Raw genomic sequence first — 24,599 nt, forward strand, 5'->3', positions numbered from 1 at the left:
TGAGCCTCGCTGGCGCGAGGAAGTGATGCCCGGAAGAACATCCGGGGAAGTGATGCTGCTTCGCAGGAAGCCTGTCAAGCAAGACGTCATGGGTCCACCGTCCTCCGACAAGAGTTGTAAGACGCATAGCGCCGAAGATCATCGGCGGACGCAAGGCCCGCTTCGCGGGGAAAGAGCCGCTTGGATAAGAAACGCTGAAGGCTGTACGCTGGAAAAACGATGATCGGGTTAATTAGAGCGGGTGTGAAACAGAGGATCGGGTTACAGAGTGCGGGTTAGAAGGATCGGGTTGATAAAAGCGGGTAATCAGAACCGGGTTTTGAAGAGCAAGATCCCGTGCAGAGGCCCTGAACAGGACCCCAAACAGAACCATTCTGGGGCAGGCTCTACGGGATGACAATTTAAGATGATTGTGAAGTTCTCTTGTAGGGGCGAACGGCTGTTCGCCCGAAAAAGGTCCTGGTTGGAATCTCTGCATTTTACGCGAAAAAGGGGACAGACCATAGGAGCCGGTCAGTCCCTGTTTTTGCTTACAGCATTCAGAGGTTCTTTGCATCTTTGGATTGTTTTCACACTATGGCTTAACTTGTGCATCGACGCCCGACAGGTGAAGATCAAATTCGGCAAGTCATTTCAGTTTTCCTCAGTCTGAAGTATTTCACGTATCCTCGCTCGTAGAGAAGGTAAGTCACTTACAATGACCGCCCACACTATGTCATAGTTGACACCTGAGTAGTCGTGAATCAGTCGGTCTCTTGTTCCAGCTATTGCTCTCCACGGAATATCGCTGTGGGCTAGTGTGAAGCTATATGGGAGTTGTTTTGCTGCTTCTCCTATTATCTCAATGTTTCTGATTACTGCATCCTGTGTCTTCAAATCTGACATAAATTCATCATATGACATGTTGTCTGCATAGGCTGTGATTCGATCTATGCTGTCGACTATATCCTCAAGGATCTCAGTAGTTTCTCTCTTAGACATATTTTATCGACTGCTCAATATCCTGCCTAATTCTGGCGTTTCGTATGCTTTTTAATCCAAGAGGAGTTAGTAAATCAACCTTCTTTCGTACGATGCGTTCAAGCTGCTCCGCGAGCTCCACAAATTCTAAACCAGGCACCCTATCAAACTCTATGTAGATATCTACGTCGCTGTCGTCATTCTGATTTCCTTTCACATACGAGCCAAAAACCCCTATCTTCGAAACAGAAAAACGATCTTTTAGCTCGGGAAGGCTTTTACGCAATGCTTCTATAACGTTTTCTAGGTCTTGCATAGTATCACCTCACGCAAATTCTATCACACCCCCGGAACGGTTAAATGAACTGTCAAAGAGACTTCAATAAGCGGTGCTACTGCGCAGGAGATATCTCAAGTCAACCGTCAAAGGTCCACAGTCCTCCGACAAGAGCAGAGTTGCAAGATGCAAGGCGCCGAAGATCATCGGCGGACGCAAGGCCGGCAAATTCATCCCGGGACGCAGGGCTGGCAAAGATCATGCCAGGACGCAATGCCCGCTTCGCGGGGAAAGACCTTCACTGCCAGTGTGCTTCGCAAGCCAGTCACCTTCGGTGGCCAGTCGCACTTCGTGCGGCCAGCTCCGACTTCGTCGGGCAGAAGAGCGGATTCTAGGATCGGGTTACTAGACCCGGGTTAAGAAATCCGGGTTATGAGAATCGCGTTAATAGGATCGGGTGTGAAACAGAGGATCGGGTTACAGAGTGCGGGTTAGAAGGATCGGGTTGATAAAAGCGGGTAATCAGAACCGGGTTTTGAAGAGGGAGATCCCGTACGGGAACATTACGAAATTTCACAAGGGGCGCTCAACAGGGCAGGCTCTACGGGATGACAATTTAAGATGATTGTGCAGTTCTCTTGTAGGGGCGAACGGCCGTTCGCCCGAAAAAGGTCCTGGTTGGAATCTCTGCCTTTTACGCGAAAAATGGGACAGCCAATAGGAGCGTTTGGGAGCCAGTCTGCTGACGCAGCCCAGTCACTCTTTGCAGAAGTGAGGCTCGCTGGCGCGAGGAAGTGATGCCGGGAAGAGCATCCCAGGAAGTGATGCCCTCATAAAACTCTAGACGCAACGCCGGCAAAGATCGCGCCGGGACGCAAGGCACTGAGGAGCATCAGTGGACGCAGGGCTGGCGAAGAACATGCCAGGACGCAATGCCCGCTTCGCGGGGAAAGACCTTCACTGCCAGTGTGCTTCGCAAGCCAGTCACCTTCGGTGGCCAGTCGCACTTCGTGCGGCCAGCTCCGACTTCGTCGGGCAGAAGAGCGGATTCTAGGATCGGGTTAATAAGAACGGGTTACGAAAACCGGGTTATGAGAATCGCGTTAATAGGATCGGGTGTGAAACAGAGGAGCGGGTTACAGAGTGCGGGTTAGAAAGATCGGGTTGACAAAAGCGGGTCATCAGAAACGGGTTTTGAAGAGCGAGATCCCGTACAGGAGCACTACGGGATGACAATTTTATATGATTGTGCAGTTCTCTTGTAGGGGCGAACGGCCGTTCGCCCGAAAAAGGTCCTGGTTGGAATTTCTGCCTTTTACTCGAAAAATGGGACATGAGGAGAATTGTCAGTCCCAATTTTCGCTCTCATCTTCTCGTGAGCGAAGCGAACGTCTCCGACGTGCTCTTTCTCGGCTTTTACAGCGTGAAGCGGGTCTTTGTTATTAAGCGTTCAGCGTTTCATAAGGAGCCGGTCAGTTCCCCTTTGGCAAAGCCAACCATGATCTAGCAAGGGTCAAACTAGGCTCTAGAAAGTCGGGAATCGCGTCGTGCATCAGTGTCAGGGTTGACAGTGTCGAAGCCCTGCTGAACAATTTTAGTCCCCTTTTTGTCTTCGTTTGAAGGCATTATTGTAGGCTAGAAGATCTTCTCTTTTGTTGATGCTAACTACGAAGATCGTTCTTGAATCTGAATCAATGGAATACACAATTCTGAACTTCTTCTTGAAGAAATAGGCTTTATAGTATCCGGTTAGATCTATTCCATGTTTATTCCCAACCGCTATTCCCACAAAAGGATTTGCAGTGATTTGCTTCAGTTTGCTCTTTGCAAGCGATTTGATCTGCCCATCCATTCTCTCTACTTCTTTCAGAGCTTCAGGATGAAATCGTGTCTTCCAACTGCTCATATTTCGTCAATATCTACTTCCAGATACTCTTCTTTCGGAACTACTGCTCTTTCTTTCAAGATCTCCGCTATCTGCGAGTTTTCAAAGAGCTCTTCCGCTTCGATTAGTTTCTTATAAGTCTCAATATTCATTACTGCATACTTTATCTCGCTATTCTTGATTACCAAGAGCGTATCGCCACTGCTTTCTAGCTGCCTGAAATACTTACCTGGGCTTCTAGACAAATCTGTCATGCTGACTGTGTTGGTTTTTGATGTGTAATGCGTGATTTAGCACCTCCTTCTTCTACGTATTGTTATACATATTATTATACTAACTAAGATGCGAAACGACAACTCTTGTTTCTTACCGATAATTCTTTCTCAAAGCAAACCAATTCAACTGTCATTTCAAATTTCACTCTCTTTTTTCAAGTTCTGATCGATCAGCTTCTCCAACACAATCGATATCTATGTCAACTGATAATCCGGGAATCCTCAGCAAGAAAGGATTTAACGCGGTTCCACATTTGAGAGCAGATCTACTTGATAGATATTCATTTCTTGATGCCCTATCTGAAAGGTCAGTAGTACTGAAACCTTCTGGAGGATTTCCTGTTGGTAACCGGTTTGACCTGACAGTCTAAAGAGCTCTCTCTAGATAATTTCATCGTTCCTCCGGAGCTTCATCCTATAAATACTTTGGCACCACAAGATTCCGTTTGCCGGCAAGTTTTGATTTTCATTGCATCTTCGAGCCATGTGTTGTGGCGAAGCAGGAAGCATTTTTTTAACTCATCCAAGAAATCACTGTCATTCTTGATGATTCGAATATTTTACTGTAAGAAGAAGCCAACTTTTGCTGTTGCTTTGTCGAGAATCTTGGGGTAATCAAGTGCTTTGTCGGGATAAAGATTTTCCACCATTTTTTGGGGAACGCCAAACCTTTTCCCAAAATCAGACAAGCTTTGAAGAGTTGTTATCAAATAACTGGAAAGCAGCCGGAAAAGCACTGAAGGGCTTTGCTTTATCACCTCAGATTCAGTGTGGTTGACGGCGATCTCAACACAGGTGGACTAATGCACTTTTCGGTCATCTTTTGTATACTATAGATGAAGGAGTTGCTTTATGGACAATGATCTCCAAAGACTGAAAAGCCGAATAGCAGAAATTGAAGAGGCCAATGAACGTTTGAGAAACAACTCGGAAACCCCTAGAACTGGTAATTACATGGTCTCACACTATTCATCGCCGGCTGAGAAGATAGCCCTCTTCAGATCGCTTTTCTTCGGCAGGCAGGATGTGTATGCGCTTCGATGGGAAAGCGCCGATGGTTCTTCCGGCTACCAGCCTGTGTGCAAAAACATCTGGAAGAAGGGAATTTGCAGGAAACCTCAGATCAAGTGTTCTCAGTGCGAGTCGAGAGAGTTCGCGCCGCTGACAGATCAGGTGATCTATAACCATCTTTCAGGAAGGATTTCTGTGGGAATCTATCCCCTTCTCGAGGACGAAACCTGCAGGTTCCTTGTCACCGATTTAGATGGTGACGGATGGGAAGAGGATGCGAAAGTATTCGCAAATGTCTGCACCTCACTTTCGATTCCGCTTTACATAGAGAGATCAAGATCTGGAAATGGTTCTCATCTATGGTTATTCTTCAAAGACGCAATTAAGGCCTCTATAGCTCGGAAGCTCTGTTTCGAATTGCTTAACCGGGTTCTTGAAAGCCGGCCAAGACTGGCCTTAGGATCTTATGACAGGTTTTTTCCTAATCAAGACATGCTTCCAAAGGGCGGACTTGGTAATCTGATAGCTCTTCCCTTGCAGGGAGCTTCAAGGAAAAATGGAAACACGGTATTCCTGGACGATGATTTTGCGCCCCTCGCAGACCAATGGGCTCATCTCTCATCGATTGAGAGGATTGATTTCTCGAAGATTGCAGATGTTTTGCGCGAACTGGAAAACAGCAATACAGAAAAAGCGATTAACCAAGTGAGACAAAGCAAAGAAATCTTCCCTGAACAAGTAACGCTGAAAATGGACAGTATGATAAGTATTGAGAAGGGTTCTCTTCCATCCTCCTTAATCAATGAGATTCTTAAGTTAGCATCTTTCGATAATCCCGAATTTTTCAGAGCGCAGGCAATGAGACTGCCAACATACAACAAGCCAAGGCGAATTAGCTGCGCAGATGAAGAAGGAGACTACTTCCAGTTGCCCAGAGGTTGTTTGTATGATTCACTTGATCTTCTTGAAAAGAATGGAGTGCGGGTTAATCTAATCGACAATCGGTCTAAGGGAAGTGACATTGAGTTCGCTTTTTTAGGTAAATTGACACGGGATCAGGATAGGGCCGCCAGCGAGATGCTGCACCACGACTTTGGAATTCTTTGCGCTCCAACTGGTTCCGGAAAGACTGTAGTTGGTCTAGAGCTAATCGCTCAAAGAAACCGGGGCACACTTATTCTTGTTCATCGACGAGAGCTTTTGCGACAGTGGCAGGAAAGCGCTTGCGAGTTTCTTCAGATCCCACCCGAGGAGATAGGACAAATAGGTCTTGGAAAGAATACCGCAAAAGGTGTCCTGGATATAGCTCTCATACAGACTCTTGCGCGTAATGAAAAAACTTTGAAGGGTCTTCCCGACTACGGTCAAGTAATAGTTGATGAATGTCAGCATATACCGGCTTTTACATTAGAAAGAGTTATCAAGAGTATTCCCGCTAAGTTCATAACAGGTCTGACGGCTTCACCAAAGAGAAGGGACGGCCACGAAAGGATTTTGTTCATGCAGTGCGGTCCTATCAGACATCTGATGGGTAGAAAAGGGAAGATCTTCTCAGAAAGAACGTATGTACCCAGGCAGACTAATCTTGAGACAAAAGCAGACTGCAAACCCAAGGAAATCTACAGGGCAATAGAGACAGATGAAAGTAGAAATGCTTTGATCTGTGACGACATTACGAGGGCTGTTGAAGCAGGAAGATACTGCCTTGTCTTCTCAGAAAGGGTTCAACACATTGAAATTCTCTACGAGTTGCTATGCCATCTTCAGAACAAAGTCTTCTTACTGCACGGCAAACAGCCCAGTAAGACACAAGACGAATCACTGGATCGATTCCAACATGAGATCAACGGTGCAGCGTTGCTATCCACAGGAAGATACCTCGGTGAAGGATTCGATGATCCCAGGCTTGACACTCTTTTTCTCACATTTCCGATTTCCTGGAAGGGAGTTCTTCAGCAATATGCTGGAAGACTACACAGGGAGAACTTCGGCAAGCATGAAGTCAGAATCTACGATTACGTCGACGAGAATGTGCCAATGTTGAAGAAAATGTTTGAAAATCGCAAGAGGGGATACAAGGCGCTAGGATATAGGGAAGTGGTGCATCTATAAAACATTAGGCGCAAGGCTGGCGAAGAATCTTATAAGAAGTGCTGCTGGGAAGAGCGTCCCAGGAAGTGATGCCCTCATAAAACTCTAGACGCAACGCCGGCAAAGATCGCGCCGGGACGCAAGGCACTGAGGAGCATCAGTGGACGCAGGGCTGGCGAAGAACATGCCAGGACGCAATGCCCGCTTCGCGGGGAAAGACCTTCACTGCCAGTGTGCTTCGCAAGCCAGTCACCTTCGGTGGCCAGTCGCACTTCGTGCGGCCAGCTCCGACTTCGTCGGGCAGAAGAGCGGATTCTAGGATCGGGTTACTAGACCCGGGTTAAGAAATCCGGGTTATGAGAATCGCGTTAATAGGATCGGGTGTGAAACAGAGGATCGGGTTACAGAGTGCGGGTTAGAAGGATCGGGTTGATAAAAGCGGGTAATCAGAACCGGGTTTTGAAGAACAAGATGCTGAATCAAGTTCAGACTAATTTGTCGGCTAATTCGGAGGACGGAGGACCGGTGACGGACAATGTTGTTTTGAGCAGCGTTCAGCGGGTTTTCGTTCTTAAGCGCACAGCGGTTCTTAGGTGCGAGATCCCGTACAGGATCATTACGGGATGACAATGTCAGACGATTATATGATTCTATTGTAGGGGCGAACGGCTGTTCGCCCGAAAAAGGTCCTGGTTGGAATCTCATGCCTATTACGCGAAAAATGGGACAATAGGAGCGTTTGGGAGCCAGTCTGCTGACGCAGGCCAGTCACTCTTTGCAGAAGTGAGGCTCGCTGGCGCGAGGAAGTGATGCCGGGAAGAGCATACCAGGAAGTGATGCCCGGAGAAACATCCGGGGAAGTGATGCTGCTTCGCAGGAAGCTTGTCAAGCAAGACGTCAACGGTTCTCCGACCAGAACGAAGAGCCAGATCTACGGTTTATGAGAGAGCGAGATCCCGTGCAAAAGCGTCATTGGATGACTGCCCTATGTATTATGGTCATCCAACAATTCTCCAGCTGAAATCTGGTTTCGGCATTGTTCTTCTCGGAGGAAGGAGGACCGGTGACGGTGAACGGGGTTTTTAAGCGTTCAGCGGGTCTTCGTTCTTAAGCGTACAGCGCTTTCTATGGTCCGACCTTCCTGCCGCTCAGCAATTTAACCAGAGCGTTGCTCGATCAAATACTTATGTGATACATATGTATCATTATAAATCACCTCAGTGATACAATAATATTGAGGTGATTGTAATGAAAACGGTTAATGTTAGAGATGTTCGAAACAGATTCAGCGAAATTGTTGACAGAAAAGAAGAGCTTTTGATTCTAAGGCGTGGTGTTCCGGTGATGAAGATATCACCCGTCTCTAAGGAAGACTTAATGAAATACTATCTTTCAAAGGCACAAGAGGAAGCAGAAAAGATCGGGCTCAGTGAAAAAGAGGGCCTGCAAGTTCTAGAGGAGTTGAGAAAAGAGATGAAAGATGAAGGTCGTTATTGATACGAACGTTATGATTTCGGCGGCTCTCGGCTCCAAGACTTGTAGCAAGACCGTTCTTAAGGCACTAGAACAGGGGGTAATCGAACCGCAGATATTTGTGCTGGAGTTACAAAGGTTCATAATGAAACTGAAAGGAAAGGAAAAGTACGGGCACATTCAATTAGAAGGACTTTCGAATTTCATAGATTATTTCTTAATGACAGTAGAGATTGTAGATGACTACAAGTTGGTTACTTACAGCACTGATTTTCCCGACAATCATTTCATTTCATTGGCTGCAGCGCGAAACGCCTTGCTTATAACTGGTCATAAACTTTGTCTCAAAAGTGCACTAGGTGGCAATGTAAATTGCAGGACGCCAGCTCAATATCTAAGTGATTCTTTTTAATGCTCCCTTAGGCGAAAAAGGGACCCCACGAGTCCGTCAGTTCCTCTTTTCGCTTACAGCGTTTAGCGGGGTTTCGTTCTTAAGCGCACAGCAGTTCTTAAGTACGAGATCCCGTACGGGAACATTACGGGATGACAGAAGGGGCGCTCAACAGGGCAGGCTCTACGGGATGACAATTTAAGATGATTGTGCAGTTCACTTGTAGGGGCGAACGGCCGTTCGCCCGAAAAAGGTCCTGGTTGGATTCTCTGCCTTTTACGCGAAAAATGGGACAAGAGGAGAATTGTCAGCCCCTATTTTCTCTCTCATCTCATTTTCGCTCTCATCTTCTCGTGAGCGAAGCGAACGTCTCCAATGTGCTCTTTCTCGGTTTTTACAGCCTTCAGCGGTTCTTGAATGAGAGATCCCGCACAGGATCACTGCGGGATGACAAAGCGAGTGGCTTTAGGGGCAGGCTCTATGGAATGACAGTGAGGTGACATTACAGGGTGAAACAATATCTTTTCAGGGTAGTATACTCCTCCCTTAACGTCATCCTGACAATGCTTCTGGTCAGGATCTGGACGCGGCGCGAGGCCGGGGAGTCCATCCCGGGCAGCGGCGCCCGCGAAAATTATGCCAGGGCGCAATACTGCTGACTATGATCTGATACTGGAAAGTTTATCTAATGAAGAGAGGCAGCTCTCATTGGGAGGCTTAGGACCCATGAATCTTCTACAACTTCACTGAACAAGCTCTTTATGCAAATTATCCATGATGAGAACGTTCCGTTTTTCCCAAACCCTGAAAATCTGCTCTTCTGAACTTCTCTATCATCTCGTTCGTTTTGATTGACTCCATAATTTGAGTATTACTAAAGAGAAGAAATAAAGAAGGCGTGGGAATACTCCCACGTCTTCATCAACGGCTTTTCGCCGTGAGCAGGCTCTATGGCCTAGTGCGTGAAACCCTTCCGGGTGACCGCATTAATATTATAATACTTTTCTCTCTCGGATCCAAATAAAAGTGTGAATCGGAACATCTAATTTCCGTTGGTGAGAAACCCCATCACCTCTAGCAAAAAAGCGCGGTACGGCGAACTTTCGAATCTATCTGATCCTGATTACATACAATTTTTCCTTGATCTTCTTCTGGAAGTGTGTGCCTCAAAGATCGCTGTAAACTTCCTCGCCTTCTATGAAAACTCTCTCTGCCTTGGCTGCCAGATTGAATGGATGCTTTGTCCAGATTGCAATATCGGCATCTTTTCCAACTTCGAGCGATCCAACTCTTTCGTCGATCTTCAGGATCTTAGCGGCATTTATGGTGACCATCTTCAAAAGATCTTCCTCTTTTGACCCGTACCGTAAGGCTACCCCAAGCTGCACGTTCGTGTTCTCAAGGGGAATAACGGGGTGATCGCACATGAAGGCTGCGAGAACGCCCTTTTCGTTGAGGATCCTTGGAGCGTCATAACTCATATCCTTAAGCTCAAGCTTTGTCCTGAATCCAAAGATTGGCCCGAGAACTACCGGCACATTGTTTTCTTTGAGAAAATCGACAATCTTATAACCTTCCGTCGCGTGTTCGATCACTACATCGAAATCAAATTCCTTTGAGAGCCTGATTGCTGTGAGAATATCGTCCTGTCTGTGAGCGTGAATTCTAGCAGGGATCTCTTTTCTCAGTACCTTTTCCCCGACTTCTAGTTTCGGGTCAAAATCTGTGAAAGGCTTTCCCTCTTTTTCGGCCGCCTTTTTCTTGTCCATATAGGCTCTAACTTTCTGGAAGTAGCCACGGATAACAGCTGCCGTTCCCAGTCTCGTGGAGGGAGTTTTCTTGAAACCCTCACCGTAGACTCTCTTTGGGTTCTCGCCGGTTGCCATTTTCAGCCCCGCCGGGGAACGAACGACCATGTCATCAACTATCAGGGTTTTCTTGAACTTGAAGATAGCACCCTGTCCTCCAACTGGATTGGCACTGCCTGGAACTACCATGACTGTAGTAACACCTCCGGACAATGCCCGTTTTATTGCTGTATCCTGGGGATTGAACGCATCGACAACGGAGACATCCGGAGTAAGGGGATCTGTGGCTTCGTTGCCATCACCATAGTAGCCCCCAACCCCCTCTTCGTAAATACCAATGTGTGAGTGGGCATCAATGAATCCCGGAAATACGTACTTGCCCGAAACATCGATAATTTCAGCCTCAGACTCTTCGAGTCCTTGTCCTATCCGTTCGATCTTTCCCTTGTTGATCAGAATATCCCCTACGAAGGGCTCAGAAGTGATGGGGTAAATAGTCCCGTTCTTTAGTAGTATTGACATACAGGGCCTCCTTTATTGAAAGTTATACAATAATTGTATCAGAAGTGGTACGTATCGGAAACTTATGACTGCCTTTGATTTTAACAAGGCTTTAGGAAGGGAATAAATATGCTTGAGGATGCGGTTGGAAAACAGTATTCGAGAAACGATGCGGAGAGGAACTGCGCAGAGGCAATGGTATATGGAGCGAACGATGAGTACGGTCTTGACCTGCCCCAGGAGGCCTTCTTCACGATGGGCGCCTTCGGAGGAGGCATGAGAATCAAGAGTATCTGCGGAGCCGTCACAGGTTCACTTGCAGTACTTGGAATCCTCTTCAACAGCGAGATCTATGAAAAACAAGAAAGAATGAAACGAATAGCAGAGGAGTTCATTGCCGAATTCGAGAAGAGATACGGTCATCTCGAATGCTCAGTACTAAGAGACAAGTATCGTGATCCTGTGATCGGATGTGAAACAACTGTACGAATGGCGGCTCGGGTTCTCGAAGAGATTATTCAAAAATACAGGAGAGAGATTACGTACAGAGCGAAGTGAGTCTTCCATAAAACATTCGACGCAAGGCGCCGAAGATCATCGGCGGACGCAAGGCACTGAAGAACATCAGTGGACGCAAGGCTGCCTACGGCAGGAGGGCTAAAAACCAGATCCCGTATAGAAAGACTACGGGATGACGGCCCTGCCTGTCATCCTGACAATGTTCCTGGTCAGGATCCCTGCCCCTCGCAGGAGGCCTCTCAGGTCAACCGTTATGGGTCCACCGTCCACCGACAAGAACTAAGAGCAGATTCTTGAGTCTAGAGGACCGAGATCTCGTATAGAAGCACTACGGGATGACAGTGCTTGGGAGTCCCAAAAACGATAACATTTCATTGATGCTTTGCGTCGTATTCCTTCTTCACGTCATTCTGACATGCTTCTGGTCAGGATCTGGGCTTGGGCCTTACGAAGCAGGACGCGAAAAATGGGATATGTGGAGAATTGTCAGTCCCTATTTTCGCTCAGTCATGCATATGACGAATTCCTGAGCTTATTTGGAAGACTGGGGACCGTTGACGGACAACCTTGTCTTCACAGCGTTCAGCGGGTCTTCGTTCTTAAGCGAACAGCGGATCTTTTACACGAGATCCCGTACAGGAGCACTACGGGATGACGGGCCTGCCTGTCATCCTGACAATGCTCATGGTCAGGATCTGGGCTTGGGCCTTACGAAACAGGACGCGAAAAAAGGGACCTTAGGAACAGGTCACTATTTTCGCTCAGTCATGCATATGACGAATTTCTGAGCTTATTTGGAAGACTGGGGACCGTTGACGGACAACGTTGTCTTTACAGCATACAGCGGGTCTTCGTTCTTAAGCGTGCAGCGGATCTTTTACGCGAGATCCCGTACAGGAGCACTACGGGATGACGGCCCTGCCGGTCATCCTGACAATGCTCATGGTCAGGATCTGGGCTTGGAAGCGAAAAAAGGGACAGGCAAGAGGAGAATTGTCAGTTGTAGATATATAAGCTATGACTTGAATTCTAAGGAATGATTTAACTACAATGATGGTGGCAGTCAGGGAGAAGGTAGAGACTTCATGTCTATCAGCCTTCCTTATGAAGGAAGAGCTACGTAGGGACAGCACTTGCTTTCTTCCTGGGAGTACTTCAGGTTCAATGATAAGTTCATCCGGGGAAAGATCCTCAGGAACGCTACAACAGGGAAATCGGTACTCGTAGACTGCTAATCCATTTATTGCGAGGTGTTGGTGAGATGAAAGAGCAAAGCGGTATGATCGTAGGTATTGACTGGTCAGCTGACTCCCATACTTGCTATGACCTCAAGGCTGATAAGAGTTTCAAGATCCCAGACTCTGTTAAAGGTTATGAAAGACTGCTGAACGATTATCCAGAGGCAGTTTTCGTGATCGAAGAAGCAAACAACAGGATAGGAGACTACCTTCTCACTAACAAGAGAGAGGTGTATGTCTTACCTCCTTGTAGATCCAAAGAAGCCAGGAAGTATCATTTTAGCTCCGGGGCAAAGAGCGATAGTCTAGATGCCAAGGCGATTGCTCTTACCTTCAAGGAACATCCCTCTTACTGTCTCAAGGCAAGATATTCAGGAGTCGGAGCAAAGATCACTAAACTGGTGACTATGTACAGCATTGTATCCAAAATTCATAGTCAACAGTGCAACAGATTGTATTCAGTCCTACTGAGGTATTTCCCGGAATACTTGCACATTATGGATAAGCAGTACAGATCAAATACCTCCTTGAGGATTCTTAGCATCTGCCCTACGATAACTGAATTTAAGAAAGTTTCGAACGAAGAGCTTAGGAAGATCCTGAACAAAGAGAACTACAGAATGACTAGTATCTTGAGAAAGAAGCTTGACAGGATAAGAAGCGAAGGGATCTCTTGGGGCGATACATCATGTGAGGGTAATCTCATAATGTTCCTGGCAAATCAAATTCTCACCTTGAGAGAGGAACAAGAAAGATTAAGGGGAGAGATGGGAGAGACCCTAGAGAATAGTCCATACAGGATCATTCTTTCTATTCCAGGTGTGAAGGCTGTAATAGGCTCATACATAGTAAAGGCCTATCTCACACATGATTTCAGAAGCTACCAGGAGATGCAGAAATACGCTGGAACTATTCCCTTCCTCTTTCAAAGTGGCAGAAAGTCAATAATGCTGATGAGAAAGAAATGCGACAAAGACCTAAGAAACATGATTCACATCGCAGCTTTCGCTTCTCTGAAGACTTGTGGATGGGCAAGAAACTACTACAAAAGAAAGAGAAAAGAGGGCAAGACTTACGGTCATGCCCTCAGAGCACTGGGGAACATCATCCTCAAAATCGCATTCTCCATGTTGTCAAAGATGAAAGAATACAATGAAACCTTGTTCCTCAATGCCAAAGGAATTAATACCACTCAACAAAATAATACAATAATTCCTGAGGCTTTCACAAATCCTGAATACTCCCAGGATGCTCATCCATCCTTAGCTGCCACTAAGGATGTGGTCGAGAACTTGAATGTCACCTGAGTAGTAGTTTTTTCCTTATGAATATGATAAGGTCCCTATTTTTCGCTTACAGCGATTAGCGGGTTTTCGTTTTTTAGCGAACAGCGGATCTTTTACGCGAGATCCCGTACAGGAGCACTACGGGATGACAAGGTGAAGAATTTATGGTCAGTCTGAACGGAATGACCCTGAGCAGATGCACTACAGGTCAGGCTACACGGAATGACAAAGAGAGGGACTTTCTAACCCTCTTAGCAAAAAAGTGAGTACCTTCCTCGGGCAGTTCACGGTTAGCGGAGTCAGCTGGGCTCATGCGTAATGAAATAGCGTATAATTACGGTGTGGGAGAATGGTCAGTATGAGAAGGAATCACTTTTATTTCTTTTTCTTGATGTTATTTATCTTTATATCGATTTCAAGTCTGGCGGGGAACAACGATTCTACAGACTCTGCTGATGCTACCGTAACTACTTACTTCGAGGATGTCGCGCGCGAGATTCTCGCCATGGATTCTTTCGACGACCTCTTTTCCCTTGACGGTTTCTTTGAAGACGATCCCGCAGCCGAACTGACTCCTTCGCAACCGATTCCCCCAACTCCGGTGAGCACAGTATCGCACGAGGATCCAGCCATGCCTTCAATTACACCTCAGGCCACGCAATCTGAAACGGAATCACCTGAAAGCACCTTGACCTGGAAATATGAGCCTTACGCGGACAGCCTTCTGCCTGGAGGAATCGCATTTGAGTTTGAGGCTGGCGATCCGGTAATGGGAATCCCGGATGTGGTAAAGTTCTACAAAGAGGGTGTCGTTGTAGATACCCTGGCAGGAAAAACGATCATGTCGCCGGTTATTGTTAGTGATGTTCCCTTCCCAGGACAGAAGACCACGATCTTCAGGTTCCTCACAGACGATTACTCGACTCCTTTGGGTGGATACTACATTACTGTAGTCGACTCAGAGGTCTACTCCTTGACCGTAGCGCTCGACCCCACTCGCGCAGAGAATATTGTCGATCTCGACTGCGATGGGATTGTAGAACTGATAGTCGTTGACGATCATATGATAAAGGCTCAGGAAGAGACCGAGCTTTCGGTATTCAAGAGATTCTTCACCTGGACAGAAGATGGCTGGCAGGTCGATTCTCCTGGTGATTACGTAAATGTTTACTCTTCGATGGCTGAGGCTGATTTAGAAAAGATTGAAGCTTCCAGTCCGAAGACGCCTCACGTGTGGTCGTATGCCTATCACTCATACATGGCGGGCGAGGACCTTGAAGAGATTCAATTCCGTGTAGCAAAACTCGTCGAGGACTTCTCCCTGAACTGGCTTATCAACTCCACGGAAATGGTAAAACTTCTCGATCAAAACATCAATCAGTACGATGGTTATGTCATGAAGAGGCCTACACCTGATTCTTCACCTACAATGTAATCCAAATCAAGAATACAGTTCGCGCCCTTGAGAATTTCCTTCGAAAGAACTATAATCGAAACGAATGAAGCTAGAGGAGCGTGAAGAGATGCGAAGAGCAATACTTCTTTTTTCCCTGCTATTGGCGGTTACATTTGCCGCATCGAAGTTCAGTGTAGGGATTCTTATCACGGGAGAGATTGGTGGAAACGCCATTTACGAACTTGTACAAAAGGGCGCGCTTGAAATGGCCTCCGAGGAGATAGAGATAAAGATCGTCGAAGGTGGATACAACCAGTCAAAGTGGGAGCAAATGCTTATCAGCCTTGCGGCATTGGGTAGGTACGATCTTCTCATGACCTTCACCGAAGGTATGCCGGCAAGCGTAAATAAAGTCGCCGAAATGTTCCCAAACCAGAAGTTCGCGTTACTGGACGGGATTATCGAGAACCCTCTTCCAAACACTTATTCTGTGGCTTTCAAAGACGACGAAATGACCTTTCTTGCCGGAATCTTCGCAGCACTGATAACTTCAAGCAGTTTGCCAGGAGCAAATGAAGAGAAAGTGGTGGGGTTGATCGCAGGGGACACTTACCCCGCGATGACCAATGTCATGAGACCCTCTTTCGAGAATGGCGTAAAGACGGTTGATCCTTCGATTCGAGTGTTTTTCGGTGTTGTTGGTAGCTGGTCGGATCCAGCTAGAGGGAGCGAACTCGCTGCGAAGCAGTTCGATGCCGGAGCAGACGTTATCCTCTCCATTGCCGGTGGCAGTGGTATAGGAGTCATTGAAGAGGCCTCGGTCAGAGGCAAATATGTGATCACGGTCGACTCTAACATGATCTCTATGAACCCCTCCGTTATTCTTGGGAGTTTCCTGAAGCACATAGACGTTTTGGTGAAGAATACTATCGCAGATGCCAAAGCCGGCACACTCCCCTTCGGTACTTCCAAGAGGGTTGGAATAGCAGAAGGAATGATCGATTATACTCACGATGATCCAAATTTCGTGAGAAATGTTCCGGATGACATTCGTGCCCAACTTGCCGAATGGTTCGAAAAAATAAAGGCGGAAGGACTGCCAAAGATCAATAATGAGTAGCCTTATACAGTCCTACAATGAAGCCTTAGGACTATTCACTCAGACGGAAGAGAAGATAGCAGGCTTCATCATGACAAATCCAGAAGCGGCGCTGGAGCTTTCAGTGAACGATCTTGCCTCAAGGTTGAATGTGTCTCCATCAATGGTCGTGAAGGCTTCACAAAAAATGGGTTTCACAGGCTATTCGCAGCTGAAATTAGCTGTCGCCAGCGAGCTTAACGTGCTTGTGCAGCGGGAAAAGTCAACTATTCTGATCGAGGACCTGGACGCCTACGAGGACCTAGTATCCTCAACAATTCGTGAAGCCTATTCCCGTCTTAGCGAAGACGACTTAAAGAAGGCGGCAGAGCTTCTGGTCGAGAGCGAAAATATAGACATCTACGCGTTCGGTTTCGATGCAGTAGCGGGACACGATCTCTACCTGAAGATGCTGCAAAGCGGCAAAAGGGTCAAGCTCATCGAGAACGGATACGAACAGATGATATCTGCATACAATTTGAAAGATGATTCTGTCGTTGTTGCTATATCCAGCACTGGAACTTCGATAGACTTGTTAGACGCGCTGAAGTTTTCCGAGAAGACGGGAGCTTCGGTAATCACGATAACACCGGTGGGATCAAGGCTGAGCACTTATTCGAACGTGAATCTCGAAAGCTATTACTCTAAGCTGATCTTCCCGGAGGGTGGTCTTATAACTCGTGTAGTGCAGCTGATGATCCTGGACGTGCTTTACCTGAAGTTTCTTCAGATTTCAGGCAAGAACTTCGAGGAAAAGTATTCGAAGTTCAGAGAAGTTCTCGACTTCAAGCGAAGAGGCACAAAAAAAGAGAGGGACTGACTCCCTCTCTCTTCTTTCTTAATTACTCTCCGGAGTTGCTAAACAGGCCCCTCCAGATTATTTCTCTTATGCTTTCTAGCCCGTCAGGGTCTTCCGTTATACTGAAACCATTCAGTATCAGGTCTGCTGCGCTATCTGGATCGACGTCCTTCGAAATTTCCTGAGCAGCCTTTGCATCATTTATGGCCGACGACAACTTCTCTTTCAAGGCTTCGTATCTGTCTCTCACTCTCTTCCAGGACTCGTTGTCTTCCCTGCTAAGGTTCGCACGTTCCTGATCCATGATTTTCTTGATCTCATTTTTGCTCGTTATGAAATCTATGTACGATCTCAGAATCCTCTTGAGCTTTGAGACATAAACGTTCTCGTCGCTTGTTTCGGAAAAGACATGATCTTCGAGCTCGTCAATAGAGTATTGCCAAACTTCGTAAAAAAGATCTTCTTTGCTCGGAAAGTAGTAGTAAATAAGTGCCTTTTTCACTCCAGCCATCTGCGCAATCTCAGACATGCTGACGCCGTCGTGACCTCTCTCCGCAAAGGCCTTCCGGGCGGCTCTTATAATCCTCTCTCTAGAAGATAACTTTGCTCGCACCGGATCCACCATCCCCTCAAGGTTTTTTGTCTATAGCAAGCTTTTCTTCGTTGTTGGCGTACTTTCTCATTCTAACATCAAAATCGTACACGCCCCTGTGCGCGGGATGGGTTTCGGCAAAACCTTCCTCGTAGTATAGCTTGTCTGCGTACTTCTTCCAGCCTTCGGCGAGTTCGTCAAGCTGACCGGCAAGCTCCGTAACAACGTTCTCGCTTCCATCATGCTGAGGAATGGCGTGGAACTTGTTGACCATTGCCCTTAGGACCTTCGGGTTGTCAATGATTGGACAGGGTCTGAAAAGATTGTTGCTGTAGGGCACCATTCTCTTGTACGCGGTAAAGAACGGTGACTTGATAACTTCGAGAAGACTCTTCTCCCTGATGCTATCAACGGCAAACTGCTGGAATACACATGGTTCTACGTAACCCTTTGCATTGACGTGAAGGTACTTCGCGCCGGCGGCCAGACAACCATTCGTAAGGAATCCATGATTCCAGAAGTCAGCAACGAATGCGAAATCACCACCGAGCCTCTCTTGCTCGGTCTTGTAGAATCTCTCGTATCTCTGCTCCGGAGTAGGAACAAGATCCATGGAGGGATTCATACCAACAGGCATGAACTGGAAGACCCAGGCGTAAGAAACACCCTCGTCCTTCAGGAACTGCCAGAACTCGTCCTTCATCATTACCTCGTGGTTCAGCCTGGTCGCAGTAACAGAGGTACCGTAAATTACTCCTGCTTCACGCAGATTTGTCCAGGCCTGCCTGACCTTCTGGAAGACACCGCGGCCACGTCTCCAGTCGGTTTCGCCTTCAAAGCCTTCTACCGAGACGGCAAACGTCGCATTACCTAGTTCGGCGAGTTTCTGGGCGACTTCCTTCGTGATAAGAGTACCATTGGTGTAGACCTGGAAGTAAGAATCGTTGAACTCTTCAAAAATTTCGAGAAGATGCGGCCATACAAAAGGCTCTCCGCCGGTAATTATGAAGAAGTAAATGCCCAGCTCGTTTGACTGTCTGATAATTGAACTGACCTCTTCCTTCGAAAGCTGATACTTTCTTCCGTAGAGACCGGCATAGCAACCCACGCAGTTCAAATTGCAGGCGTAGGTCGGGCTTATAACAACCAGCTTGGGAATGACGACCTCATGCTCAAGCATCTTTTCCTGACGAATCTTCTCTCCGAGAGCAAATTCGTTAACAACCAAGTTCGTCATAGCCTTTTCTACTGCCTTAGGGCTAGATCTCTTGAAAACATTTTGCCAGGACACGATCATTGGATGCTCTTCCTTGGCCATCTGCGTCAGTTTCTTTAGACCGCTCTTTGTCGGTTCTTTCGTCAAAGCAGCAACAGTGCCAAATAACCTTGCAATATTCTCAGTAGAAGAATTCCTGACGACTGAACCAACATACTTCCCTGCCTGTCTTAGCATGGAAGTTTTCATACTTTCTACAATACCCATGAATAACACCCCCAATAGTTTTTTACTTACCGGTCGGTAAAATACTAGTCCTTCAATACTACATCTATATGTCATTTACAACAAGATTATGCAACATTGGGCTCGAGCATGCAGCTATTCTCCTCGCCGAAAGGATGATGGATAGCAATTCTGCGTTCTATAAAAGAATTCATTTAGATTGAGATATAATCGCGACTTCTTACCCCCAAAAGACTTTTACTGAGGTGAGGCTTTCAATATCAAAAAACATCAAGACAATTTGAATCAGCCCTGGAAATACCGCCGTAAATCATCATAATTAAACCCATTCAAAAGGGCGTCACAATAGGCACATCATGTTATATAATTGATGCTTCCATAAAGGAGGTGGTGTATATGGCAGATAGCTTTGATTGTTTCCTTAACCCCATGGGTTCTTACACCGCGCTTCTTTTGGAATCTAATTGCTGAAACGCGATTTCTTCCGATTATTCAACCACGGCGGTAAGAACCCGTGGTTTTTTCTTTCTTTAAACAGTCTCGAATAATTGGAGGTTAATCATGATTGGTGAGGTAACTAATGTTCAAAAAGGCATGATAGAAGTAAGATCAGAGTCAGGCGAATTCTTCCGCTGTCTTCTCAGAGGAAAGCTTCTTCAAAAGGAAAGAACAGAGAAGAACGTTGTTGCCGTTGGCGACAGGGTGCTTTTCGAAAGGCTTCATAAGGACCAGGGAATAATTACCGAGGTTCTTCCCCGTGACAAATGTCTTGTCAGGAAAGGGGCAGGCAAAAAAGGTAGACATCTCCATCAGGTTATCGCCGCAAACGTTGATCAGGTTCTTATTGTCGTGGCGATAAAGGATCCTCCTTACCACAAGAACTTGATAGAAAGGTACATTACTGCAGCGAGAGGGTCGGATCTTGACGTGACGATTGTCTTTAACAAAGCCGACCTGGGCCTATCTGAAGAAACGAAGGCGGATATCCAGAAATATCGTGACCTAGGGTACAGAGTCTTTCTCACCAGTACCGTCTCAAATTTAGGGATAGAAGAGGTCAAGTCGGCTCTTCAGGGGAGGTCTTCGGTTTTGGCCGGAAGTTCCGGCGTCGGAAAATCCTCTCTAGTAAACGCAATTTGCAATTCAAACGTTAGAACGGGCGAAGTAAGCGATTCCACACACAAGGGAAAGCATACAACCACTTCCTCTCAGGTGCATCTCCTCCCTGATGAAGGGAGAATCATAGATGTTCCCGGAATGAGAGAGTTTGCAATAAGTGGAACGGAAGGACTTGACGAAGCATTTGAGGATATAGTGGAACTTTCCGCAAAGTGCAGGTTCAGAAACTGCACCCACACCGTCGAGCCGGGATGCGCGGTTCGGCAGGCCGTGGCCAACGGAATTCTCGACGAGAGAAGACTGCAAAACTACTTGAGAATGAAGACAGAAGTTTGAGCCTCGCGGTTCTCCGCGGGCTTTTCTTTGGTTCTTTGTAATATCGTAAACAGCGGTCAGCTTGTCATCTCGGCAGAGGCTTTAGGAAGTTACTCGCTTTGCTCTCCCAAAAGAAGCATCCTTGAGCCCTCACAATGTCATTCGTAGAGCCTGCCTTGATGAGCCTGCCCTGAACCCTGCCCCAATGAGCCTGCCCTGAAATGCTCTTGTTCAGGGCTCCTGTTTGGGGTCTTGCACGGGACCTCGCGCCAAAGAAGCGCTTCACGCTTAAGAACGAAAAACCGCTCAACGCTGTGAAGACAACGTTGTCAGTCAACGGTCCACCGTCCTCCGCATATTTTTTAGGCTGGCGTAGCGGAACTGGCCTTTGCGACGGAAAGACTGGCCACCGAAGGTGACTGGCCTGCGTCAGCAGCCTGGCTGATTTGTGCCCAAAATCCATCCTCCTTGTCATCCCGTAGTGCTTCTATACGGGATCTAGGTTTTCGTCATATGTATGACTGAGCGAAAATAGGGACTGACAATTCTCCTCTTGTCTGTCCTGTTTTTCGCGTAAAAGGCAGAGATTCCAACCAGGACCTTTTTCGGGCGAACGGCCGTTCGCCCCTACAAGAGAACTGCACAATCATCTTAGATTGTCATCCCGTAGAGCCTGCCCTGAAAAGATTCTGTTCATGGGATCTGCACGGGATCTAGCATCCAAGACCCGCTCAAAGCTGGAAAGAGCCATTACTAACCTCTTTGGGGCCTCTTTTTAGGGTCATCCCGAACTTGTTTCGGGATCGTTTGATCTTTCAGCGGCCAGAGGGCGCGAAAAATGAGACCATAGGACCCGGTCAGCCCCTTTTTCTGCTCTCGTTTTCTCGTGAGCAATGCGAATTCTCGGATGCGCTCTTTCTCGGCTTTTTAAAGGCTTCAGCGTTCAGCGGGTCTTGGATTTTAAGCGTGCGGCGGTTCTTAGGAGCAGGATGTTGACACAAGTTCAGATACGAAATATGGCGTTTTCGGAATGACATGGTGTTTTCATACCGCGTGGCGTTTAGAAAAACAAGACCCGGCTAATGCCGGGTCTTTACATTAAAAATACTAAGTATTGCTTCCTCGCTTCACAGCTTCAGTGCAGGTAGCTCTGAGTGAATGGTGGAGGCGGCGAGAGTCGAACTCGCGTCCGAAACCAAATTCCCTGCAGGCTCTCCGAGCGCATCCTGTGATCGTCGTCAACAGTCAAGACTTCACAGGCAGAGTCCGACTGTCCAAGCTCCTAAGTGTCCCCGGGAATACGGAGCATATTCACGGGCAAGGTCTGATTTTCTGACGCCCTTCATAGCCCACCAGACCAAAAAGCTATTCGGACGGCTACTTATTAATTATTAAGCAGCAAGTGCAAATTCGTTATTGGCATTTCTGCTTTTCCGGTTTTTTAACGCGGCTCCGGGACCTCGGCTCGCTCCTACAAGTTCATTGACCCCGTCGAAACCGTTTCGCCCCCATTAATAATTATATCATCGGTTTTCCTGAGTGTCAGTGATACCGTGTTTTTCCAACTTGTAGTATAGACTCCTTATGCTTATCCCAAGTTCGTTCGAAGTCTTCGTCTTGTTCCAATCGTTTCTTTGAAGAGAGTCTTTTATTATCTCTTTTTCGTAGTCATCCAGAAGGGTCGATAGACTTCCCTCGGGTAGCTTCTCTCTCTTATCCGGTTTCTCAAGAATTCCCTTTATATGAGAAAGCCGTATAGTTTTTTCTTCTAGTTCCATACTTATCATTGCCCTTCCGATGACGTTTTCAAGTTCTCTTACGTTTCCGGGCCAGTCGTGTTTCTCAAACATGCGCAGAACTGCAGGATCGATTTCTGTAACCATCCTTCCGTACTCCTGATTTAACCTCATCATCACTACCCTCGCTATCTCGGGAATATCCTCTGGCCTCTCTTTGAGCGGAGGAATTACGATTGGCACAACATTCAGACGATAGTATAGGTCGGGAAGGAATTCACCGGACGCGACGAGTTTCTCAAGACTCACGTTGGTCGCCGCAATTACTCTGACATCGAGTTTGTAGGTCTGATTTCCACCAACCGGCTTTATCTCCCTATCTTGAAGGAACTTCAGAAATTTTGACTGAACAGAGAGACTCATCTTAGCAACTTCATCGAGAAATACGGTTCCTCCGTTTGCCTCTTGAAGAAGACCCTTCTTTCCCCCTCTCCGGGCTCCTGTGAAAGCACCTTCGACATATCCGAAGAGCTCCGATTCGAGGAGGTTTTCCGGCAGGGCAGCGCAGTTAACACTTATGAAGCTTTCTTCTCGTCTATCACTGGAATTGTGAATTGCGTGCGCGAAGAGTTCTTTTCCAGTTCCGCTCTGACCGTTCAGCAGTACTGTTGCCCTTGTCTTTGAAACCTTTCTCGCCTGATCAATCGCTACCTGCATCAGCTTAGACGAACCGGCGATATCGTCAAAAGTATACTTTGCCTTCATGTATCGAAGGAGGCGCTTCGTGTCCTCCAGTTCCCTCGCGAGTCTCTCTATCTCGGAGATGTCATGAACGACACCCACGCTTCCCTTAAACTCACCCTTCACGAAAAGGGGAGTGACGTTGACCAGCACTTCCTTTCTGTTCGGACCGACTTTCAGCCTTGCGTTGTATATCGGCTTCCTCGTTCTCACAACTTCCAGATGAAGAGAGGAACCTTCCGCAATGTCAACTGTGGCCATTTTTCCAATGACGAAATCGGGACTCATTCCTGTTATTCTGGTGTAGGCCCTGTTTACGAGAACGATCTTTCCCTTTTCATCGGCCACCGAAATTGCATCGTATGTTGCATCTATGATGGACGTCAATAGACCCTCCATCTCCTTATGGTTAATGACTTCCTCGGCCATCTTTTCGACATTTGTTATGTCGCGGAATACAGCCATTGCAGCATGGACTTCACCTTGTGAGTTGACGATGGGGAATCTTGAAGTTACTATCGTCTTTTCCTTGAGATACTGAATTCTGTTGAGCTCCGGCTCACCACTCTTCAGAACGATGTGCAACCTAGTGTTGGGTATGGTTTCTCTTACGGGAGCACCGGTCGCTTCCTCTCCATTCACTCCTAGAATTTCGAGGGCCTCGTCGTTTATGAAGGCTATCGTCTCGTCTGAATCGACAACTATTATTCCCTCTATCAGCGAATTCAGAATCCTTTCGAAAAGCTCTCTCTCCATTGCTTGACCTCTTTCGGTCACACACCACCTTCAGGATATATGTTCTTGAACAAGCTTACGAAATCATCTACGCTTAGTTCTTCTGCCCTGACATCGACTCCTATAGCCATTGACCCGAGCAATTCCTCTGGTAAGTCCACGATGCTTTTCAGATTGTTCTTCAGCTTCTTCCGTCTCTGAGAGAAACAATGCCTGACAAATTTCCTGTACTGATCCCTTCTGGCTTCTCCTATCGGAGGGTTCTCAAGCAGTGACAGCTCAATCACCATCGAGTCCACTTCTGGCTGCGGAATGAACTCCTTTCTCGAAACCTGAAAAAGCTCTCTCACTTCGGAAAAAGTATTAACATTCACCGTCAGTATACCGTATTCCTTCGTACGGGGTGTTGCGGTCAATCTATCCGCATACTCCTTCTGAACCATTAGCACAGCCCTGTCAAATGATGGCCCATCGAACATTATTCTCTCGATAATGGGAGAGGTAATGTAATAAGGAATGTTGGCAACATACGTGACGGAGTCGGGCAAAGTAGATAGATCGGCCTTGAGAAAGTCCTCGTAACGAAGCTCGCACCGTTCGCCCTCCAGCCTTCGGTTGCCTTCGGAGAACCTTGTGTCTATTTCAAACCCGATAACTCTGTAGCCTTTCTCTAACAGGATAGAAGTGAGCGAACCGGATCCTACGCCTATTTCGACTATAGTCGTCGACGGATTCAGTTCCACTGATTCGACAATCCTGCGAGAGACTCTGTCTGACTTCAGGAAGTTCTGCCCCAGCGCCTTGTTTAGCCTTATGTTTATCGATTTCTCTCCCATTGCTCCTCCGTTTCA

19 protein-coding genes and 1 other RNA gene are annotated in these 24,599 nt (G+C 47.0%); 10 read left to right on the top strand and 10 right to left on the bottom strand.

The window, feature by feature from the left end; all coding sequences use genetic code 11:
* Positions 1-633 precede the first annotated feature (633 nt).
* From THEBA_RS06050 to THEBA_RS14020, 4 genes are all read right to left on the bottom strand, one after another.
* Positions 634-981, bottom strand: a complete 348-nt coding sequence (locus THEBA_RS06050; protein ID WP_014730877.1) for a HepT-like ribonuclease domain-containing protein — start codon at positions 979-981, stop codon at positions 634-636.
* Entirely contained in the window at positions 974-1,276 is a 303-nt protein-coding gene (locus THEBA_RS06055; protein ID WP_014730878.1) for a nucleotidyltransferase family protein, read from the bottom strand. The genes THEBA_RS06050 and THEBA_RS06055 overlap by 8 nt, the downstream gene beginning before the upstream one ends.
* Positions 1,277-2,831: 1,555 nt before the next feature.
* Complete coding sequence (locus THEBA_RS06060; RefSeq protein ID WP_014730879.1) at positions 2,832-3,143, bottom strand: type II toxin-antitoxin system RelE family toxin; 312 nt, start codon at positions 3,141-3,143, stop codon at positions 2,832-2,834.
* The gene (locus THEBA_RS14020; protein WP_158309301.1) at positions 3,140-3,367 is read right to left on the bottom strand and encodes a hypothetical protein; all 228 of its coding nucleotides are present in this window, start codon (positions 3,365-3,367) and stop codon (positions 3,140-3,142) included. Before THEBA_RS14020 ends, THEBA_RS06060 begins: the two co-directional genes overlap by 4 nt.
* A gap of 882 nt (positions 3,368-4,249) precedes the next feature.
* On the opposite strand from THEBA_RS14020, the gene THEBA_RS06065 reads away from it, so the two are divergent.
* The 4 genes from THEBA_RS06065 (at position 4,250) to THEBA_RS06080 (ending at position 8,384) form a co-directional block, all read left to right on the top strand.
* Positions 4,250-6,520 carry a TOTE conflict system archaeo-eukaryotic primase domain-containing protein gene (locus tag THEBA_RS06065; protein WP_014730881.1) on the top strand — a complete coding sequence of 757 codons (2,271 nt, stop codon included), beginning with the start codon at positions 4,250-4,252 and terminating at the stop codon, positions 6,518-6,520.
* Positions 6,521-7,308: 788 nt separating this feature from the next.
* Entirely contained in the window at positions 7,309-7,443 is a 135-nt protein-coding gene (locus THEBA_RS14795; protein WP_014730883.1) for a hypothetical protein, read from the top strand.
* Between the two features lie 304 nt (positions 7,444-7,747).
* Positions 7,748-7,996, top strand: a complete 249-nt coding sequence (locus THEBA_RS06075) for a type II toxin-antitoxin system Phd/YefM family antitoxin (RefSeq protein ID WP_014730884.1) — start codon at positions 7,748-7,750, stop codon at positions 7,994-7,996.
* Positions 7,980-8,384: a putative toxin-antitoxin system toxin component, PIN family gene (locus THEBA_RS06080; protein ID WP_014730885.1), complete on the top strand. Its 405-nt coding sequence runs from the start codon at positions 7,980-7,982 to the stop codon at positions 8,382-8,384. Before THEBA_RS06075 ends, THEBA_RS06080 begins: the two co-directional genes overlap by 17 nt.
* A 1,145-nt stretch (positions 8,385-9,529) precedes the next feature.
* On the opposite strand, the gene THEBA_RS06085 is transcribed toward THEBA_RS06080, so the two are convergent.
* Positions 9,530-10,693 carry an amidohydrolase gene (locus THEBA_RS06085; RefSeq protein ID WP_014730886.1) on the bottom strand — a complete coding sequence of 388 codons (1,164 nt, stop codon included), beginning with the start codon at positions 10,691-10,693 and terminating at the stop codon, positions 9,530-9,532.
* A 108-nt stretch (positions 10,694-10,801) separates the two neighbouring features.
* Here THEBA_RS06085 and THEBA_RS06090 point away from each other — a divergent pair, with 108 nt between their 5' ends.
* The 5 genes from THEBA_RS06090 (at position 10,802) to THEBA_RS06110 (ending at position 17,069) form a co-directional block, all read left to right on the top strand.
* Positions 10,802-11,230 carry a C-GCAxxG-C-C family protein gene (locus THEBA_RS06090; RefSeq protein WP_014730887.1) on the top strand — a complete coding sequence of 143 codons (429 nt, stop codon included), beginning with the start codon at positions 10,802-10,804 and terminating at the stop codon, positions 11,228-11,230.
* Between the two features lie 1,222 nt (positions 11,231-12,452).
* A complete protein-coding gene (locus tag THEBA_RS06095; RefSeq protein WP_014730872.1) occupies positions 12,453-13,736 on the top strand; it encodes an IS110 family transposase in 1,284 nt (427 codons plus the stop codon).
* A 337-nt stretch (positions 13,737-14,073) separates the two neighbouring features.
* The gene (locus THEBA_RS06100) at positions 14,074-15,150 is read left to right on the top strand and encodes a hypothetical protein (RefSeq protein ID WP_014730889.1); all 1,077 of its coding nucleotides are present in this window, start codon (positions 14,074-14,076) and stop codon (positions 15,148-15,150) included.
* An 88-nt stretch (positions 15,151-15,238) separates the two neighbouring features.
* Entirely contained in the window at positions 15,239-16,231 is a 993-nt protein-coding gene (locus THEBA_RS06105; RefSeq protein ID WP_014730890.1) for a BMP family ABC transporter substrate-binding protein, read from the top strand.
* Entirely contained in the window at positions 16,224-17,069 is an 846-nt protein-coding gene (locus THEBA_RS06110; RefSeq protein ID WP_014730891.1) for a MurR/RpiR family transcriptional regulator, read from the top strand. Before THEBA_RS06105 ends, THEBA_RS06110 begins: the two co-directional genes overlap by 8 nt.
* 22 nt (positions 17,070-17,091) lie before the next feature.
* Here THEBA_RS06110 and THEBA_RS06115 read toward each other — a convergent pair whose 3' ends face one another.
* Together THEBA_RS06115 and THEBA_RS06120 are read right to left on the bottom strand one after the other, a co-directional pair.
* A complete protein-coding gene (locus THEBA_RS06115) occupies positions 17,092-17,661 on the bottom strand; it encodes a TetR/AcrR family transcriptional regulator (RefSeq protein WP_014730892.1) in 570 nt (189 codons plus the stop codon).
* A gap of 16 nt (positions 17,662-17,677) precedes the next feature.
* Complete coding sequence (locus THEBA_RS06120) at positions 17,678-19,123, bottom strand: radical SAM protein (RefSeq protein WP_014730893.1); 1,446 nt, start codon at positions 19,121-19,123, stop codon at positions 17,678-17,680.
* A gap of 540 nt (positions 19,124-19,663) precedes the next feature.
* Between THEBA_RS06120 and rsgA the strand changes: the two genes are divergently transcribed.
* Positions 19,664-20,557, top strand: a complete 894-nt coding sequence (rsgA, locus tag THEBA_RS06125; protein ID WP_014730894.1) for a ribosome small subunit-dependent GTPase A — start codon at positions 19,664-19,666, stop codon at positions 20,555-20,557.
* A 1,138-nt stretch (positions 20,558-21,695) separates the two neighbouring features.
* Here the strand turns inward: rsgA and ssrA are convergent.
* From ssrA to rsmA, 3 genes are all read right to left on the bottom strand, one after another.
* Positions 21,696-22,046: a transfer-messenger RNA gene (ssrA, locus tag THEBA_RS14025) on the bottom strand.
* 13 nt (positions 22,047-22,059) lie between these two features.
* Positions 22,060-23,769 carry a sigma-54 interaction domain-containing protein gene (locus tag THEBA_RS06135; protein ID WP_014730896.1) on the bottom strand — a complete coding sequence of 570 codons (1,710 nt, stop codon included), beginning with the start codon at positions 23,767-23,769 and terminating at the stop codon, positions 22,060-22,062.
* Positions 23,770-23,786: 17 nt separating this feature from the next.
* Positions 23,787-24,584, bottom strand: coding sequence for a 16S rRNA (adenine(1518)-N(6)/adenine(1519)-N(6))-dimethyltransferase RsmA (gene rsmA / locus THEBA_RS06140; RefSeq protein ID WP_014730897.1), 798 nt, complete (start codon positions 24,582-24,584; stop codon positions 23,787-23,789).
* Positions 24,585-24,599 lie beyond the last annotated feature (15 nt).

The sequence above is a fragment of the Mesotoga prima MesG1.Ag.4.2 genome (genome assembly GCF_000147715.2).
Lineage (GTDB): Bacteria > Thermotogota > Thermotogae > Petrotogales > Kosmotogaceae > Mesotoga > Mesotoga prima.